This window comes from Pauljensenia sp. 20925_1_27 (assembly GCF_041432835.1).
Lineage (GTDB): Bacteria > Actinomycetota > Actinomycetes > Actinomycetales > Actinomycetaceae > Pauljensenia.
On record NZ_JAPWAH010000001.1, the window covers coordinates 301137 to 318649 of the forward strand.

Below are 17513 nucleotides of genomic sequence, written 5' to 3' on the forward strand. Positions count from 1 at the left end.
ATGTCTGAAACATTCATCGGTATGCCCGGCGTGGTCTCTGACGACGCGAACGCGCAGGCCCACACGGGCGGCTGGCGCACCACCGTCTCCATCCCCGAGGACACCCTCCGCTGGGGTCCCACGTTCCCGCAGGGTGCCCACAAGACCCTGGCGAACACCCAGATGCGCCGCAACCTGGGCCACGCTACCCGCACGATCCGCACCAAGCGCGGGCAGCGGGTCGCGGAAATGCCCGACTGGGAGGACCTGCGCAGCGCAGCCGAGGCCGTCAAGTTCGAGGTCGAGTCCCGCATGCCCGAGCTCCTCGAAGAGTTCGAGCGCAACGTGACCGCTCGCGGCGGCATCGTCCACTGGGCGCGCGATAAGCACGAGGCCAACCGCATCATCGCGGACATCATCAAGTCCAAGGGCGTCGACGAGATCGTCAAGGTCAAGTCCATGGCCACCCAGGAGACGAACCTCAACGAGTACCTGAAGGAACAGGGCATTCACGCTCGCGAGACCGACCTCGCCGAGATGATCGTCCAGCTGGCCGACGACATGCCCAGCCACATCGTGGTTCCTGCGATCCACCGCAACCGCTCCGAGGTCCGAGGCATCTTCCTGGACCGCATGGAGGACGCGCCCCGCGACCTCTCCGACGACCCGACCGAGCTGACCGCCGCGGCACGCTCCCACCTGCGTAAGAAGTTCCTGCACGCCAAGGTTGCTGTCTCGGGCACGAACATGGGCGTCGCGGAAACCGGCACGGTCTCGATCTTCGAGTCCGAGGGCAACGGCCGCATGTGCCTGACCCTGCCCGACACGCTCATCACCCTGATGGGCATCGAGAAGCTGGTCCCCCGCTTCCAGGACATCGAGATCTTCTCCCAGCTCCTGCCTCGTTCCGCCACCGGCGAGCGCATGAACCCCTACACCTCCATGTGGACGGGCGTCACCCCCGGCGACGGCCCCCAGGAATTCCACCTGATCCTCATGGACAACGGCCGCACCAAGGTCCTCGCCGACCCAATCGGCCGCCAGGCCCTCGCCTGCATCCGCTGCGGCTCGTGCATGAACATCTGCCCGGTCTACCAGCACACTTCCGGTCACGCCTACGGCTCCGTCTACCCGGGCCCCATCGGCGCGATCCTGACCCCACAGCTCACCCAGGGCCTCGACGAGCACGATCCTGTGCACACCCTGCCCTTCGCATCCTCCCTGTGTGGAGCGTGCGGCGAGGTCTGCCCCGTCAAGATCGATATCCCCACGATCCTTATTCACATGCGTGCGCGCACGGTTGACGTCAAGCGCAACCTGGTGCCGGACGTGTGGGACCTCGCGATGGGCGTAACCACCCCGGTCATGTCGAACGCGAAGCTATGGAAGGCCGCGAACCTGCCGACCAAGGCGACGCGCCTCTTCGCGAAGAAGGGTGCGATTGGCGCACTACCCTTCCCGGCCTCGCTGTGGACCCGCGCGCGCGACCTACCGGTCGCTCCCAAGGAGACCTTCCGTCAGTGGTGGAAGCGCACTCACAAGGATTCCGACGCCAACGCGCCTCGCACCGACGCCCCCGCGACGGGCATCCCGCTCGCGTCCGAGCACGGCATGACCACCAACACGACCCCGAAGGAGGCGTGACATGAGCACCACCACCATGGACGCGAAGACCGCGATCCTGGCTCGCGCACGCGACGCCATCTCTCGTTCCCAGCAGGACCGTCCGGTGCGTCCGATCCCCCGCGACTACATCCGCTCCACCGAGCACGCGCCCGGCTCCGACGCGGTCGTCGAGGAAATGATCGAGAAGCTCGAGGACTACTCGGCCAAGGTCGTCGTGGTCTCCAGCGACGACGAGGCCGCCGACGCAGTCTCGAAGTTCCTGGCGGACAAGGAAGCCTCCTCTGTCGTGGTTCCCTCGGGCCTGGATGACGTCTTCAAGAAGGCCGCCGCCCGCGACGGCCGCACGGTGCGCGAGGACAGCCGCGAGCAGGCCATCCCGACGCTGGAGCTCGACAAGATCGACGCCGTCGTCACGCGCTGCCGCGTCGCGATCTCTCTGTCCGGCACCATCGTCCTCGACGGCGAGCCCGACCAGGGGCGGCGCGCGATCACGCTCGTGCCCGACACGCACGTCGTCGTCCTGCGCGCCTCCGACATCGTTCCCACGGTGCCGCAGGCCGTCGATATTCTCGGCAAGAACCCGACCCGTCCGATGACCTGGCTCGCCGGCGGTTCGGCGACCTCCGACATCGAGCTGGTCCGTGTCAACGGCGTGCACGGCCCCCGCTTCCTGCGAGTCGTCATCGTCAAGTGATCTGATCACGACGCAGGAGTGCCCGGCTGCCACGCGGTAGCCGGGCACTGTGTTGCATGCGGGAGTCGTCCGCGCGTCTATTAGGTTTCCCCGTGAGGCAGTCTCAGTGCAGATAGCGGCCCGTCACTGAGGCCTCGTTGGCTGCAATATCGGTCGGCGTCCCCTGTGCGACGATGCGGCCGCCTTCCATGCCGCCGCCCGGGCCCATGTCGATGATCCAGTCGGCGCAACGAATCAAATCCAGGTCATGCTCGATGACGAGGACCGTCGCTCCCCGCTCGATGAGGTGCTGGAGCACATCGATGAGGACCTGCACGTCGTCGGGATGCAGGCCGATGGTCGGCTCGTCGAAGACGAACAGCGTCCCGTCTTGTCGCCGTCCCATCTCCGAGGCCAACTTGAGTCTCTGCGCCTCGCCACCGGATAGGGCGGGCGTGGCCTCTCCGAGCGTCAAATACCCCAGGCCGAGGCCCGCCAGGGTCTCCAGGATCGCTCCGGCTTTCTTCAGGCCTCGCACGGCCGCCCGGGCCTCGTCGATGCTCATCGCCATGATGTCGGGCAGGCTCAGCCCATCGCGGCGGATCTGCGACGCCTGCGCGCCGTAGCGGCTCCCACGACAATCCGTGCACTCAATGTCCACGTCCGGCAAGAACTGCACATCCAGGGTGATCTGCCCCGTCCCATCGCAGGTCGGACAACGCAGCGAGCCCGTGTTGTACGAGAAGGCACCGGGCTTCAGCCCGGCGGCCTGCGCCTCCTCCGTGCGCGCAAAGGCCCGGCGCAGCTCGTCCAGGACGCCAGAGTACGTCGCCACAGTCGAGCGCACATTCACGCCGATCGGCGTCGCATCAATGAGGTTGACCCGCGACAGACCGCCAGCATCCACGTCGCGCACATGCGCGGGCAAAGGCTCACCAGCAAGGCGCGCACGCAGCGCGGGAACTAGCGACTCCAGGACGAGCGTCGTCTTACCCGACCCACTGACGCCCGTGACGGCCGTCAACGAGCCGATGGGAATGTCCACGCTGAGGGGCCGCACCGTGTGTATCTGCGAGGTCTCCAGGTGAAGCGCACCGCGCCCGTCGACGTCCACGCCCTGATCCGACTCCCCGGCCGCACGCTCAACCCGACGGACCCCAGCCATGTACGGGCCGATGCGGGACGCGGGGGCGTGGCAGGCCTCGTCGATGGTGCCCTGGAAGATGACGCGACCACCGTCCGCGCCAGCTCCCGGGCCGATCTCGATGAGGTGGTCGGCGGCCCGCAGGACCCGCGTGTCGTGGTCGACGACGACAACGGAGTTTCCGTCGGCAATAAGCTCACGGATGATCGATAGGACACCGTCGACGTTGGAGGGGTGCAGGCCGATTGTCGGCTCGTCGAGGACGTAGAGGACACCGGTCGTCCGGTTGCGCACGGCTCGGGCGAGCTGCACGCGCTGGCGCTCACCGTTGGACAGCGTCGAGGACGCGCGGTCGAGGGACAGGTAGGACAGGCCGAGTTCAACGAGGCGATCCATCGGCTCGGTCATCTCGTCGACGATGACGCGCGCCATGGGTGCAACCTCCTCCGGGACGAGGCCGGGGACGCGTCGCACCCACTCGCGCAGTTCCGTGAGGGTCAGGCGAGAGGCCTCGCCAAGGTCGATGCCGTCGATGAGCGTCGAGCGCACCCGCTCCCCCAGGCGTGTGCCGTCGCATGCCGGACACGTGCAGGTGATGAGGTATTTGTCCACGCGGGCGAGGGCCTTCTCGTCTTTCGCCTTCGACAGGGCGTTCTCGACGGTGGCAACCGCGTTGAAGTAGGTGAAGTCCAGCTCGGCGCCACCGGTCTTGGTGGCGACGACGATGTGACGTTTCTCGGCGGGCCCCTCGTAGACGATCACCTTCTCTGCATCGCTCAGGTCCCGGAAGGGCACGTCCGTGCGCACGCCCATCTCGCGGGCGACGTCCTTCATGAGTTTCCACATGAGGGATCCCCACGGGGAAACCGCGCCCTCGTCAATAGTGAGGGATTCATCGGGCACGAGGGACGCTCGGTTGACGACGCGCTGGACGCCCGTCCCCTCACACACCGGGCACGCGCCGCCCGAGTTAAATGCCATCTCCTCCGCGCCGAGGCCGTAGAAGGATTCCCCACACTGCGGGCACTTCAAAGGAATCTCAAGCGCGACGTTTCGCGAGGGCGGGACGCGGTGCCCGTTCGGGCACAGGTAGGAACCCGCGCGCGAGAAGAGGAGGCGCAGGTGGTTGAGAAGCTCCGTCGCCGTACCGAAGGTGGAGCGCACGTCGGGCACGCCCGGGCGCTGGCGTAGCGCAAGCGCGGCGGGCACGTGCGCCACCTCGTCGACCGAGGCCTTGGCCGCCTGGGAGATGCGCCGACGCGTGTAGGTTGCCAGGGACTCCAGGTAGCGCCGCGATCCCTCTGCGTAGAGCGTGCCCAGGGCCAGGGAAGACTTGCCCGACCCGGACACACCCGCGACCGCAACGAATTCGTTCAGGGGAACATCAACGTCCACGTTCTTCAGGTTGTGGACGCGTGCGCCGCGCACGCGGATAACGCTGGGCATATCAGAAGCCGAGGCGTCCCAGCATCTTGGGGTCGGACTGCCAGTCCTTGGCAGTGCGCACGTGCAGGTCGAGGTACACGCGGCGTCCCAGCAGCTCCTCGATGCGCACGCGGGCCTGGGTGCCGATCTGCTTGAGACGCGAGCCCTTGCGGCCGATGATGATGGCCTTCTGGGAGTCGCGCTCGACGTAGACGTTCACATGAATGTCGAGCATGGGCGGGCGGTCGTCGCCCTCGCGGCGCGGCCTCTCGATGATCTCCTCGACCTGGACGGCCAGGGAGTGGGGCAGCTCGTCGCGCACGCCCTCCAGGGCGGCCTCGCGGATGAATTCGGCGATCAGGGTGTCGCGCGACTCGTCGGTGACGTCGCCGTCGGGATAGAGCGGGGGCGAGAGCGGCACAGTCTGCGCGAGCACCTCACGCAGGTGATCGATGCCCTTGCCTTCGACGGAGGAGACGGGCACGATGGCCGTCCACTCCCCCAGCTTCTCGATGGACAGCAGGTGCTTCATGACGCGCTCGCGCGGCACGGCGTCGCACTTGGTCGCCACGGCGATGATCGGGCGCTTGATGCCGCGCAGTTCGCGTGCGATGAACTGGTCGCCGGGGCCGATGCGCTGGTCGGCGGGCAGGCAGAAGAGCACGACGTCGACTTCGGAGAGTGCCTCGCGCACCATGTCGTTGAGGCGCTTGCCCAGCAGCGTGCGCGGGCGGTGGTATCCGGGTGTGTCCACGAGCACCAGCTGGTAGTTATCCCCGTGCACGATGCCGCGGATGTTGTGACGCGTGGTCTCGGGGCGGCCCGAGGTGATCGCGATCTTGCGCCCGACCAGGGCGTTCGTCAGGGTCGACTTGCCGACGTTGGGTCGCCCGACGATCGACACGAAGCCGGCACGGAAGTCCTCCGGGAAGTCCGGGATCTCGATGGTCGCGGCCGCGTCCTCGCGCAGGGATGCGAGCGAGGTCAGCGCCTCGAAGGCGTCGAGGTCGGCGTCCTCCTCGTCATCCAGGCCCTCGAGGTCCTCGTACTCTTCCTCGTCCTCGTCTTCCTCGGAGTCTTCAAAGTCCTCGTCGTTGCCAGGCTGCGCCCCGGCCTCGTCCGAGGTTTCGCCGAGGCCGGCGTCGATCTGCGCGCGAGCATCGGCTTCCGGGTCGGCTGCGTCGGGTTCGACCTCAATGCGAGCGTCCCCGAAGGCGTTGGGGCCGGCCATGAGTTCGTCGTCGGAGGGGAATCGCATGTCAGTTGTCCTTGTCGTCGGCGGGGTTGTGGTCGGGGGTCAGGGGCTGCGCGTCGGGGTCGAGACGGCACAGGATCGTGGAAACCTGGCGGCGGCGTCCGCGCGCCTCTTCGGCGGTCATCATGACGCCAGCGAGGGTGCCGGTCGCGCCGGGTAGTGGAACCTTACCGATGGCCTTGGCGAGCAGACCGCCGACGGAGTCGACGTCCTCGTCCTCGATCTCGCGGTCGAGGAGCTCGCCCAGCTCGGAGATCGGGTAGCGCGCGGGCACGCGCCACACGCCCGGCTCGACTTCTTCGGGTTCGATGGCGTGGCGGTCGTGCTCGTCGGTCAGCTCGCCGACGACCTCCTCGAGGATGTCCTCGAGCGTAACCAGGCCGGCGACGCCACCGTACTCGTCGATGACGATCGCCATGTGGAAGCGCTCGGCCTGCATCTGGCGCAGCATGTCGTCCGCGGGCTTCATTTCGACGGCGTATTCGGCGGGGCGCATCATCTGCTCGGCGCGCATGTCGAGCTGGCCGCCCGTGGCCTCCCAGCGGTAGACGAGGTCCTTGAAGAACAGGATGCCGCGGATATCGTCCACGTCGTCGCCGACGACGGGCACGCGCGAGAATCCGGAGCGCACGAAAAGGCGCAAGGCGGAGGGGGCGGGCGTGTCGGCGTCGATGGTCACCATGTCGGTGCGCGGCACCATGACCTCGCGCACGAGCGTGTGCCCGAGGTCCAGGACGGAGCGGACCATGTCGCGGTCCTCTTCCTCGAAGCTCTCGGGTTCACCGACCTCGTCGACGATTTCACGCAGGTCGGAGATGAGCTCGGCGCGCGCCTGGGCCTCGGTGGGTTCTGGTGCGGGGCGAGAGGAGCGCACGCGGGTCAGCAGCGGGTCAGCGACGTGACTCAGGCGCGCGAGACGGTCAGCCAATCGCGTGCCAACCAGCGCGATTCCTTCAGGGTTGCGCGCGCCCCACTGGGCGGGCAAGAAGGAAACGAAAATCAGCTGGATCACCGCGATCACGCTGACGGCGATGAGGGCGACGGCCCACCACGGCAGGTGCGTGCCGACCAGGACGATCGTGCTCATGACCGCATAGACGACCTGCCAGAACGTACGGAAAGCACGCAGAGACAGCAGGGTGCGCCGACGGCGATCCACGAGGCCGTAGAGGACACGCGCGTGCCTGCGCTCTTCCTCGATAAGGTCTTCGACGCCGGCCAGGGTCAGGCGTTGGATGGCCTGCTCGACGCTCTGCGCGAAGGACGCCGAGGCCAGGGCGATGATCGCGAGGATCAGGAGCGCGACGGAAGGCACGTTCAGGGCCGACGAGGCCGAGGACGCTTGAAGGGGAAGGATCATCGGGTGGCCAGGAAGGTCAGCAGGAGCTTGCGCTGGAGCGCGAACATTACCTCGCGTTCCGCGTCGGTCGCGTGATCGTATCCCAGGAGGTGCAGCATGCCGTGCGTGGCCAGGAGCAGCATCTCCTCGGCGGCGCTGTGGCCGGACTCGGCGGCCTGGCGCGCGGCGACCTTGGGGCAGATGCAGATGTCGCCGAGCATGCCGGGAGGCGTGGGGTGGTCCGCCGTGCCGGGGCGCAGTTCGTCCATGGGGAAGCTCATGACGTCGGTCGGTCCGGGCAGGTCCAGCCAGCGCACGTGCAGGTCCTCCATCGGCTCGGGCTCGATGAAGATGATGTTGACTTCCGCGTCGGAGCTGACGTGCATCTGGTCGAGCACGTAGTCGGCCAGCGCGGAAAACTCGGCTTCGTTGATCTCGTAGTCGGTCTCGTTGATGACCTCGGTCATGACGTGTACTCCCTGCGTGCGGTGTTGTGACTGCGCGTGCGTGCGCGACGCGCGGCGTTTCGATCGTCAAAGCGCTGGTAGGCATCAATGATTGCGCCGACCAGCTCGTGGCGCACGACGTCGGCGCTGGTCAGGTGACAGAACTCGATGTCGTCGATGTCGCCGAGGATGTTTTCGACGACAGACAGGCCCGAGGTCTGGCTGCCCGGCAGGTCGACCTGCGAGGCGTCGCCGGTCACGACGACCTTGGAGCCAAAACCCAGGCGCGTGAGGAACATCTTCATCTGTCCGACCGTGGTGTTTTGGGCCTCGTCCAAGATGATGAAGGAATCGTTGAGGGTGCGTCCGCGCATGTAGGCCAGGGGTGCGACTTCGATGGTTCCGGCGGCCATGAGCTTGGGCAGGGCCTCGGGGTCGAGCATGTCGCCGAGGGCGTCGTAGAGGGGGCGCAGGTAGGGGTCGATCTTGTCGGTGAGGGAGCCGGGCAGGAAGCCGAGGTTCTCCCCCGCCTCGACGGCCGGGCGGGTCAGCACGATGCGGCGCACCTCGCCGGAGAGGAGGCGACGAACGGCCTGGGCCATCGCCAGGTAGGTCTTGCCCGTGCCCGCGGGGCCGATGCCGAAGACGACGGTCGCGCGGTCAATGGCGTCCGTGTAGGCCTTCTGGCCGGGAGTCTTGGGACGGATCGATCGCCCGCGCGCGGAGAGGATTTCCTCCGTGGGGGCCTCGCCCGAGGTCAGGCGCCCGAGCAGCCCGATGGCCTGCTCGACGGCGGCAGCATCCAGGGCGGTTCCGCGCCGGGCCATGCCGATGAGTTCTTCGAGGAGGCCCGCGGCCACGTCGATGTCGGCCTGGGTGCCTGCCAGGGAGATTTCGCGCCCGGTGACGAGGAAGCGGACGTGCGGGAATCCGCGTTCGAGGGCGCGCAGGACCTGGTCTGCGACGCCGAGGACCACGATCGGGTCCATGTCTGCGGGGATGGTGACGCGCCCCGTGGTGTGTGCGAGGGTGGCCGCCGCGAGCGCCGGCGCTGTGTTCTCCGTAGTCATACTGCTCCCATTCTACGCTGGAGCGCCCCTCCACAGGCTTCACGGTGCCCTCTCACGCAGTGACCCCGGACGCATCGGAGCGGCGCGGCGTATGGTTCCCGGATGCATGGATGCCCTGGGAACACGCACAATGAAGCCATGCCCACCCTCGAAGAACTCGTTTCGCACCCTCCGCAGCTGCCGGTCACGCACGCCCTGGGCGATATTGCGGCGGCGACGCGGCCGGGCGGCTGCGCGGTGATCACGGCGCCTCCGGGCACGGGTAAGACGACCCTGTTGCCGCCCGCGGTTGCGGTGGCGTTGGCGCGCCACGACGCGTCGGCGGGGCGGGTGCTCGTCACTCAGCCGCGCAGGGTGGCCGCGCGGGCTGCAGCGCGCCGGATCGCGCGCCTGCTCGGCGAGGAGGTCGGCGGTCAGGTCGGCTATTCGGTGCGCGGGGATTCGCGCGTCAGCGAACGTACGCGCGTGGAGATGGTGACGCCGGGTGTGGCGCTGCGTCGGCTGCAGCGCGACCCGGAGCTGCCCGGGGTGTCGGCGCTGATCGTGGATGAGTTCCACGAGCGTGACCTGGATACGGACCTGGCGCTGGCGTTCGCGCTAGACGCCCGCTCGGCGCTGCGCGACGACCTGTTCGTGGCCCTCACCTCGGCCACGCTTGAGGCCTCGCGCACGGTTGATTTCCTGCGGTCCTCGACGGGCGAGGAGCCCGCGCTCGTTGATATTCCGGGGGATATTTTTCCGCTGGAGCTGCGTTACGCTCCCCCGCCGCGCGGCGTCGAGGCCGTGGGTGCGATCGGGAATGAGCGGGTGGGCGTGCGCCGCGAGTACCTGGCACACGTGGCGCGCACGGTCGAGGACACGGTCGCCGCCACCGATGGCTCGGTCCTCGTATTCCTGCCGGGCGTGGGCGAGATCGAGACCGTGCGCAGCAACCTGCACCTGAGCGACGTCCCGGTCCTGACGCTTCACGGACAGCTGAGCGCCGCCGAGCAGGACCGTGCACTCTCCCCCGCTTCCGGACGCCGCGTCATCCTCTCCACATCGATTGCGGAGTCGTCTCTAACGGTCCCGGGCGTGTCCGTCGTCGTGGACGCGGGGCTCGCGCGCGAACCCCGCTTCGACGCGGGGCGCGGCCTGTCTTCGCTCGTCACGGTCCCGGCCGCGCTCGCGCGCCTCGAGCAGCGCGCGGGCCGAGCCGCGCGTACCGGCCCCGGCGTCGCCGTGCGCGTCATGGATGCGGTGGACGTGGCGCGCAGGCCCGCGCAGTCCGCGCCGGGCATCGCCACGCAGGACCTGACGGACGCGCGCCTGCAGGTCGCCGCGTGGGGCACCCCGGTGGAGGAGCTCGCCCTGCTCGACGCTCCACCGGCGGGCACGTGGGAGGCCGCCGGGCAGCGTCTGTCCTCCCTGGGCGCCATCGACGAGGCCGGGGCCGCCACCGCTCTGGGCCGCACGCTGGCGTCGCTGCCGTTGGACCCGCCCTTGGGCAGGGCCCTCCTGGCGTCGAGCGCGCTCCTGGGGGCGTCGAAGGCGGCGCGTTTCGTGGCCCTCCTGGCGGAGGACGTGCGCGTTCCGGGGGCTGACCTGGGTGCGTTCGAGCGTCGGCTGGGTCGCGGTGGCGCCAGCGGCGCTTCAGGTACGCACGCGCAGGCGGCTCGGGTGAAGGAGACGCAGGCGCGCCTGGAGCGCCTAGCGAAGCGCCTGTCGGCTTCTTCCACCGCAGACGCACTCACGTCTGTGACAGCGCGCCAGGATGCGCAGGGGCGCACCCGCGAGGATGAGTTGGCGCTGACGTGCGCGCTGGCGTACCCGGAGTGGATTGCGCGTCGCCGCCCGGGGTCGATGGCCTACATTTTGGCGGGCGGCGTGGGCGCGGAGCTGCCGCAGGGCTCTCCTCTGGAGGGGCAGGAATGGCCGGCGGTCGCGTCGATCGACCGCGCTCCGGCCTCGCGCCACGCGCGCATTCTCGCGGCTGTCCCCCTGTCGGAGGAGGACGCGTTGGCGGCGGGCGCAGCTCTGCTTGCCATCCGCACGCAGGCGTCGATCGAGAACGGGGCACTGCGAGCCACGCGCACGCGCACCCTCGGGGCGATCCCCCTGAAGGCCGCCCCGGCCTCGTCCCTGAGCGAGGAGGAAGCGACCGCGCTGGTCGCCGAGCACCTGGCCGCCCACGGGCTGGACGATCTGGGCTGGGGGAAGGAGGCCTCGTCCCTGCGCGAGCGCATGCGCGTGCTCCACGAGGTGCTGGGCGAACCGTGGCCGGACGTGTCGGATGAGGCACTCGCGGGCAGTGCGGATCAGTGGCTCCTCCCCTGGGCGAAGCGCCTCGCGAACGGCGCTTCATTAAACAAGGTCTCAATGCTCGACGCGCTGCGTTCGATGCTGCCGTGGCCGGACGCCGCGCGCCTTGATGAGCTGGCGCCGGAGAAGATGCCGATCCCGTCGGGTGGCACCCGACCAATCGATTGGAGCGGCGCGCACCCTGTGCTCACGCTGCGCGTTCAGCAGGCCTTCGGGTGGACGGACACGCCCCGTCTGGTTGACGGGCGTGTGCCTCTGGTGCTGCATCTGACGGATCCGGCGGGGCGCCCCGCGGCGGTCACCTCTGACCTGACGTCGTTTTGGGCGGGGCCGTATCGGGACGTGCGCGCGCAACTACGCGGGCGCTACCCGAAGCACCCGTGGCCCGAGGACCCGCTGCACGCGGAGCCCACGAACCGCGCCAAGCGCCGGGGGTAGTGCGCTCGCAATCCCCCGCGCCGGGCGTTTACTCGTCCAGTTTGCCGACGACTCCCCGCCCATCAGGCAGGTTTTTGGACGGCATCTGGTAGGCGTCAAGGTCCGCCATGGCGGGGCGCTCGAGGCCAAGTTCGCGCAGCTGCGCGTAGGTCGACATGCGCACGGGACCCAGCTCGGCGACGGGCTGGCCTTCCTCTGTGAGCGTGACGACTTCGCCGGATGAGGCGCGCGCGAGTGCGGCACCCACATCCTCTTTGAAATCACCAATTTCTAGAGCCCTCATGCACCCTATCTAAGCATGACAAAGCGGGTTTGAACGAACGGCACGATCACTATGTGACCCTTCGCTTCAATACACCCGCCAAACGAGAGTCAGTTTGCCGTTGCAACGTGATAATGCACACCTATCGATTGCTCACCTGCCGGAATAGAAGCCCGCACGGTGCGTTGAGATAGGTAACCCTGAACTACCCAAGGAGAAACATGTCCACGAACGCAATCGAGAACGTCGACCTGCTGGTCGTCGGCGGCGGCAAGGCCGGAAAGTCCCTCGCGATGGAGCGCGCGAAGGCGGGCTGGAAGGTCGCCATGGTGGAGCGCCGTTTCGTCGGCGGCACCTGCATTAACGTCGCGTGCATCCCGACGAAGTCGCTGGTCAACTCGGCTCGCCGTCTGAGCGACGCCCGCACGGACGAGGCGTTCGGCATCGTCGGCACCGAGGGCGCGCGCGTGGACCTGGCCAAGCTCCGCGCCCACAAGGAGGGCATCGTCGGTGCGATGGTCGGCGCGCACGAGAAGATGTTCGCGGCCCCCGGCCTGGACTTCATCCGCGGCGAGGCCCGCTTCACGGGCGAGCGCACGGTGACCATTGCGCTTCAGGACGGCGGCGAGCGCACGATCCGCGGCGAGCGCGTCCTCATCAACCTGGGTTCGCGCCCCGCGCGTCCCGCGATCCCCGGCCTGTGGGAGTCCGGCGCATGGACGAACGAGGAGATCCTGCGCCTTGAGGAGCTGCCCTCCTCCCTGGCGATCATCGGCGCCAGCTACATCGGCGTGGAGTTCGCGTCGATGATGGCGACGTTCGGCGTGGACGTCACGCTCATCTCCTCGGGTGATCACGTGCTGCCCCGTGAGGACGAGGACGCCGCCCGCGTCGTCGAGGCTGGCCTCAAGTCCGCCGGGGTGCGCATTGTTCCCGGCCGCGCCGAGTCGGCCTCGCGCGAGGGCAACACGACGACCCTGACGCTCTCCGACGGCTCGACGGTGTCCGCCGAGGCGGTCCTGGTGGCCGCAGGTCGCGTGCCCAACACGGACGGTATCGGACTGGACGAGGCCGGGGTTGAGCTGACCGATCGCGGTTTCGTGGCGGTCGATGAGCACCTGCGTACCTCTGCTGAGGGCGTGTGGGCGGCCGGCGACTGCGCGGGCACCCCCATGTTTACGCACGCGTCTTGGTCGGACTTCCGCATCATCCGCGCACAGCTGACCGGCGCGTCCCTGGACGATCCGACGACCACCACGAAGGGCCGCACGATCCCCTACGCCGTGTTCGCCACCCCCGAGCTGGCCCGCATCGGCCTGTCCGAGGGCGAGGCCCGCGAGGCCGGCCTGGACGTGCGTATCGCCAAGATTCCCACGGCCGCGATTCCGCGCGCCAAGACGATGCGATACGCGGGCGAGGGCTTCTGGAAGGCCGTCGTGGACGCGAACACGCACCAGATCCTGGGCGCGACGCTGATCGGCCCGAACGTCTCCGAGGTCATCACCTCCGTGCAGGTTGCGATGGCGGGCGGGCTGACCTACGAGCAGCTGCGCTTCCTGCCGGTCGCGCACCCGACCATGGGCGAGGGCCTGCAGGTCCTCTTCGACTCCTTGGGGTGACCCCCATCGCTCCTCCAGGGCACGACGAGGGGGCGCGCCCGGATCTCTCCCGGGACCTGTGAGAGAAGTCGGGGCGGGTCCGAACATGATTGTTCGGACCCGCCCCTCGTGTATTCGGTTGCGCTGGGTGCCGGGTGCTCTGCGCACCGGGTGCGCTGGGCTAGTGGCGCTGCGTGTGTGGCGCTCTTGGCGTCAGTCGCGCTCTGCGTCAGGCGCGTCCAGCGCGGGGTTCGAGGCCGGAGCATCCCAGCCCCGGCCTCGTCCCCGCCTGTTCAGCCGAGCCAGGCGCCGGAGGACGCGAAGTGCTGCCACGCGCCGTCGATGACGACCCAGCCGGTCACCATGCGTCCGGAGGCGTTCAGGTAGTACCACGTGCCACCGTCGTTAACCCAGCCGATCGCCATCGCGCCGCTGCCGGTGAGGTAGTACCAGGAGCCGTTCACGGCGGTCCAGCCGGTGGCCATGGAGCCGTTGCCGTTCAGGTAGTACCAGGAGCCGTCAACGTTGGCCCAGCCGGTGGCCATCGCGCCAGAGGCGTTCAGGTAGTACCAGGTGCCACCGTCGTTAACCCAGCCGGTCGCCATGGCACCGGTCGTGGGATCAAGGTAGTACCAGGTGCCGCCCGCGTTGGCCCAGCCCTTGGCCATGCGGCCGGACGGGGTCATCCAGTGCCACGCGCCGTCGAAGGTGACCCAGCCGGTCGCCATCACGGCGTCGCCGTTGAAGTAGTAGGTGTCGCCGTCGATGGTGACGTACTTGCTGCGGGCGCAGTAGCCGTCGGCGTAGCAGTACTTCCAGCCGTCGGTGCTGTTGGCCCAGGCGCCGCCGTCGTGCAGGGACTCATCCACGTGGAAGTGGACCGTGTCCTTGACGTCGTCATCGGCGCGCGAGTCCTTGTTGCGGCCCTCGGCGGAAACAGTGACGTCGACGTGCGGGCCGTCGCCGGCCAGGTCGGTGGCAGCGTAGGGGCCGGCCACGAGCGTGACCTCGTTACCCGTGAAGGCACCGGTGCCGGTACCGGTCACGGGCTCCTTGTCGGCGACCTGGAGGGACGCCGCGGTCACGGGACCGGAGACCGTGGTGCGCACGTAGACCGTGCCGGACACGCGGGCATCGGCCAGCGGACGCCAATCGGTGACACCGTCATGCGAGTACTCAAGAGCACCGATGACCGGTTGCGGCTGATCCTTCAGGACGGCAGCCAGAGCGTTGACGAGGCCAGCGCCGCGGTATTCCTTGCCGTCGGTCGGCACAGCGAGGCGGTCGTAGGTGTAGCCCGCCTGCTTCTTGAGCAGCTCAATCGTCTGATCGGGAGTGTAGTCCGGGTGGATCTGCTTGATCAGCGCGGCAACGCCCGCGGCGTGCGGGGAAGCCATCGAGGTACCCGACAGGTAACCGAAGGGCGGATCCTTCTTCCAGGTCGGCAGGGTCGACCAGATGCGCGAGCCGGGAGCGGCCACGTCCACGGAGTTCTTGCCGTAGTTGGAGAACTTGGAGCGCTCCAGCGTGGCCGTGGCCGGATCGGTGCCAGTGGGCAGGGCCAGGGCGGACACGGAGACGACGGAGTCGTTAAGCATGGCGGGCACGTCCACGCCGCCAGCCACGTTGCGCTCAACCGCGGCACCCTCGACGTCGTTGGGCGAGGCCTTGTCGATCGTCGGGTTGTCGTGGTCGTCGTTGTCGTTACCCTCGGCGGCGATGTTGACGACGCCGTGGTTCTTCGCGTAGCGGATCGCGCGCGAGGCAGCCTCCAGGCCCGCGGCCTGGGAGCCCTCGGTGGGCATCCAGAAGGCGTAGGGGTCCATGTAGTAGCTGGAGTTCGTCACGTCAATGTCGTGCTCGGCAGCCCAGTCGAACGCGCAGGCCACGTACTCCGGGTAGAAGGAGCCGGCCTCGTTGGAGGTCTTGATCGCGACGATGGTGGCGCTGGGGGCCACGCCGTCCACGCCGTACGCGTTGTGCGCGGCGGCGATCGTGCCGGCGACGTGCGTGCCGTGGTAGTGGTCATCCTTCCAGGCGCTGGGGTCCTGGTTGGGGATGCCGTTCATCTGGCAGCCCACCGAACGCGAGGGGTCGAGGTTGTCCTTGAGGTCCTTGTGGTCGGGGTCGATGCCGGTGTCCATGATGCCGACGGTGACCTTCTCACGGGCCACGTCGACCTGCTGGGCGTCAATCGCGCCGATGGCGGACAGGCCCCAGGCGTTGGCGTCGCCCTCGTCGGGGGTGAAGTCGTTCAGCTGAGAGTCGGCGGACAGGCCGGTCGTGTGCGTGCCGGCGGCGTCAGCGACCGCGTTGGCCTCAGAGGCAGTGTTCTGGGGCTGCTCGGTGCGCACCTCGGAGCCGGTGACCGTCTTGTAGCGGGTGGGGCCAATCGACTGGTAGGAGATGCCGGCGTCGACGAGGTTCTTGCCGAGGGTGGGCGCGAAGGCGGCCTTCACCGACTGGACGAAGAAGGTGTTGAATTCGGGGTACTGGGCCAGCACCACGCCGCTTTCCGAGGCCTTGGAGACGGCCGCGTTGAAGTCGTAGCGGGAGGCGTCGGCGGTCAGGTTGACCGCATAGTTCATGACCTCGTCCTGGGCGCGAGCCTCAGAGGTGATCCCCGGGGTGCCGGCCGCATGCGCGGGGGCGCCGAACGCGGTGAGCGTGACGCCAACAGCGAGCGCCGCACCTCCCGCGATGAGGGTCTTCCACGAGCGTTGATGCATCATTGTTCCTCGTTTCTGTTCTGATGGGGACGCGTCTCCGGGGCTGTCCGGATGGCACGCCGTTGCTCCATCGTCTCAAGGTTTGTCACTAACCTCATAGCGCGTTTCACAATTTAAGAATTCTTGACCTTTCGGTGAAGGAACGAAGGGGTTGGCGGTTTAGCGAGGAGTAACCCCCTCCCCCAAGCCCCTCCCCACACAACCCCCGCGGACCGACCATAACCAACCCGCCAATCAATGAGACAGTTTGAGGGGTCGAAAAATACCGAGCGATTAATTTGATTGTCAGCACAAGGCGCTTCCGCTATTTATCTTGTATTTTTCGATTTGCCAGACAACTTGACAGTTTCGCATGGCCTATGGGCGCAGGCATGTTACGGTCAGAGACGACAGTCATACGCGAGTGATGGGAGGCACCGTTGCCAGCATCCGTCTACGTTCGCTTTGACGCGCCCGAGGGAGTGCCAGCGACACCACGAAGACTCCACGCCGCCCTGTCGGCGGTCCTGGACTTGCCGCCGGGCATCAGCCCCGAAAGGGCCGCACAGTTCCCAACGCTCGCGCACCGGCCGGTTCATGGGTCGGGCGGGGTGAAACCTTATTCGCTCGGCGAGCTGAGCCATTCGGAGTCGACGTTCGGCGTCGAGGTGCGCTTCTTGGACGACCGACTGATTGACACGCTAGATGCGTGGCTGTCATGGGGTGGAGTGATGCGCCTCGGGGCTGGCACCGACGACGATGCAGTTCTGATCGCATCCGAGGGCCAGATCATCAGCCAAGCCTCATGGGAAGAGTTAGCGGAGCGCGATCAGGACACCGCGTGGGAGATACGCCTGGTCACACCAACGACGTTTTCATCGAAGGGGAATCACGTACCAAGCCTGTCTCCGGCAACGATTGCAACAAGTCTGCAGCAGCGCTGGTGGACGTGGAATCGGAGACTCGCTCCCCCACGCATCGACCGCGACGCCATGGCGAGCGTGTTGGCGACCCAGGATTTCACGCGCACGTCGCTCGTTTCACTGGCCATGCCCCGCAACGCCGGCCAGGGCCGCCTGAGCTCCCAGCGCATCCCGGCCCACGAGGGCTACCTGCGCATCAGCGGCATCGAAGGCACCGAAGCAACCCGCATTTTCTCGCGCCTCATGGCTCTGTCCGCATACACGAACGTCGGCTCACACACGAGCTACGGCATGGGCGTCATAGACGCTGTGGCCGCATAACATTA

12 protein-coding genes are annotated in these 17513 nt (G+C 67.9%); 5 read left to right on the forward strand and 7 right to left on the reverse strand.

Annotation, left to right across the window (positions count from 1 at the left end; all coding sequences use genetic code 11):
- Positions 1-1623 (forward strand): LutB/LldF family L-lactate oxidation iron-sulfur protein, encoded by a 1623-nt coding sequence (locus O3684_RS01375; protein WP_500064517.1) that lies wholly within the window; start codon positions 1-3, stop codon positions 1621-1623.
- A 1-nt stretch (position 1624) separates the two neighbouring features.
- Positions 1625-2299, forward strand: a complete 675-nt coding sequence (locus O3684_RS01380; RefSeq protein WP_500064518.1) for a LutC/YkgG family protein — start codon at positions 1625-1627, stop codon at positions 2297-2299.
- Positions 2300-2402: 103 nt separating this feature from the next.
- Here the strand turns inward: O3684_RS01380 and O3684_RS01385 are convergent, their stop codons facing one another.
- The 5 genes from O3684_RS01385 to O3684_RS01405 are packed head-to-tail and all read right to left on the reverse strand — an operon-like array spanning position 2403 to position 8957.
- Positions 2403-4868, reverse strand: coding sequence for an excinuclease ABC subunit UvrA (locus O3684_RS01385; RefSeq protein ID WP_500064520.1), 2466 nt, complete (start codon positions 4866-4868; stop codon positions 2403-2405).
- A 1-nt stretch (position 4869) separates the two neighbouring features.
- Positions 4870-6105: a GTPase Era gene (gene era / locus O3684_RS01390; protein WP_500064522.1), complete on the reverse strand. Its 1236-nt coding sequence runs from the start codon at positions 6103-6105 to the stop codon at positions 4870-4872.
- Position 6106: 1 nt separating this feature from the next.
- Positions 6107-7462 (reverse strand): hemolysin family protein, encoded by a 1356-nt coding sequence (locus O3684_RS01395; RefSeq protein ID WP_500064524.1) that lies wholly within the window; start codon positions 7460-7462, stop codon positions 6107-6109.
- Entirely contained in the window at positions 7459-7908 is a 450-nt protein-coding gene (gene ybeY / locus O3684_RS01400; protein WP_016461311.1) for an rRNA maturation RNase YbeY, read from the reverse strand. Before ybeY ends, O3684_RS01395 begins: the two co-directional genes overlap by 4 nt.
- Positions 7905-8957 carry a PhoH family protein gene (locus O3684_RS01405; RefSeq protein WP_500063744.1) on the reverse strand — a complete coding sequence of 351 codons (1053 nt, stop codon included), beginning with the start codon at positions 8955-8957 and terminating at the stop codon, positions 7905-7907. Before O3684_RS01405 ends, ybeY begins: the two co-directional genes overlap by 4 nt.
- 138 nt (positions 8958-9095) lie before the next feature.
- Between O3684_RS01405 and hrpB the strand changes: the two genes are divergently transcribed.
- Entirely contained in the window at positions 9096-11696 is a 2601-nt protein-coding gene (gene hrpB / locus O3684_RS01410; protein ID WP_500064526.1) for an ATP-dependent helicase HrpB, read from the forward strand.
- A gap of 28 nt (positions 11697-11724) precedes the next feature.
- Here the strand turns inward: hrpB and O3684_RS01415 are convergent, their stop codons facing one another.
- Positions 11725-11979: a type II toxin-antitoxin system Phd/YefM family antitoxin gene (locus O3684_RS01415; RefSeq protein ID WP_016461314.1), complete on the reverse strand. Its 255-nt coding sequence runs from the start codon at positions 11977-11979 to the stop codon at positions 11725-11727.
- Positions 11980-12179: 200 nt separating this feature from the next.
- Here O3684_RS01415 and O3684_RS01420 point away from each other — a divergent pair, with 200 nt between their 5' ends.
- Positions 12180-13577, forward strand: coding sequence for a dihydrolipoyl dehydrogenase family protein (locus O3684_RS01420; protein WP_500064528.1), 1398 nt, complete (start codon positions 12180-12182; stop codon positions 13575-13577).
- Positions 13578-13849: 272 nt separating this feature from the next.
- Here the strand turns inward: O3684_RS01420 and O3684_RS01425 are convergent, their stop codons facing one another.
- Entirely contained in the window at positions 13850-16285 is a 2436-nt protein-coding gene (locus O3684_RS01425; RefSeq protein ID WP_500064572.1) for a S8 family peptidase, read from the reverse strand.
- Between the two features lie 590 nt (positions 16286-16875).
- On the opposite strand from O3684_RS01425, the gene cas6 reads away from it, so the two are divergent.
- A complete protein-coding gene (cas6, locus tag O3684_RS01430; RefSeq protein WP_500064530.1) occupies positions 16876-17508 on the forward strand; it encodes a CRISPR system precrRNA processing endoribonuclease RAMP protein Cas6 in 633 nt (210 codons plus the stop codon).
- Positions 17509-17513 lie beyond the last annotated feature (5 nt).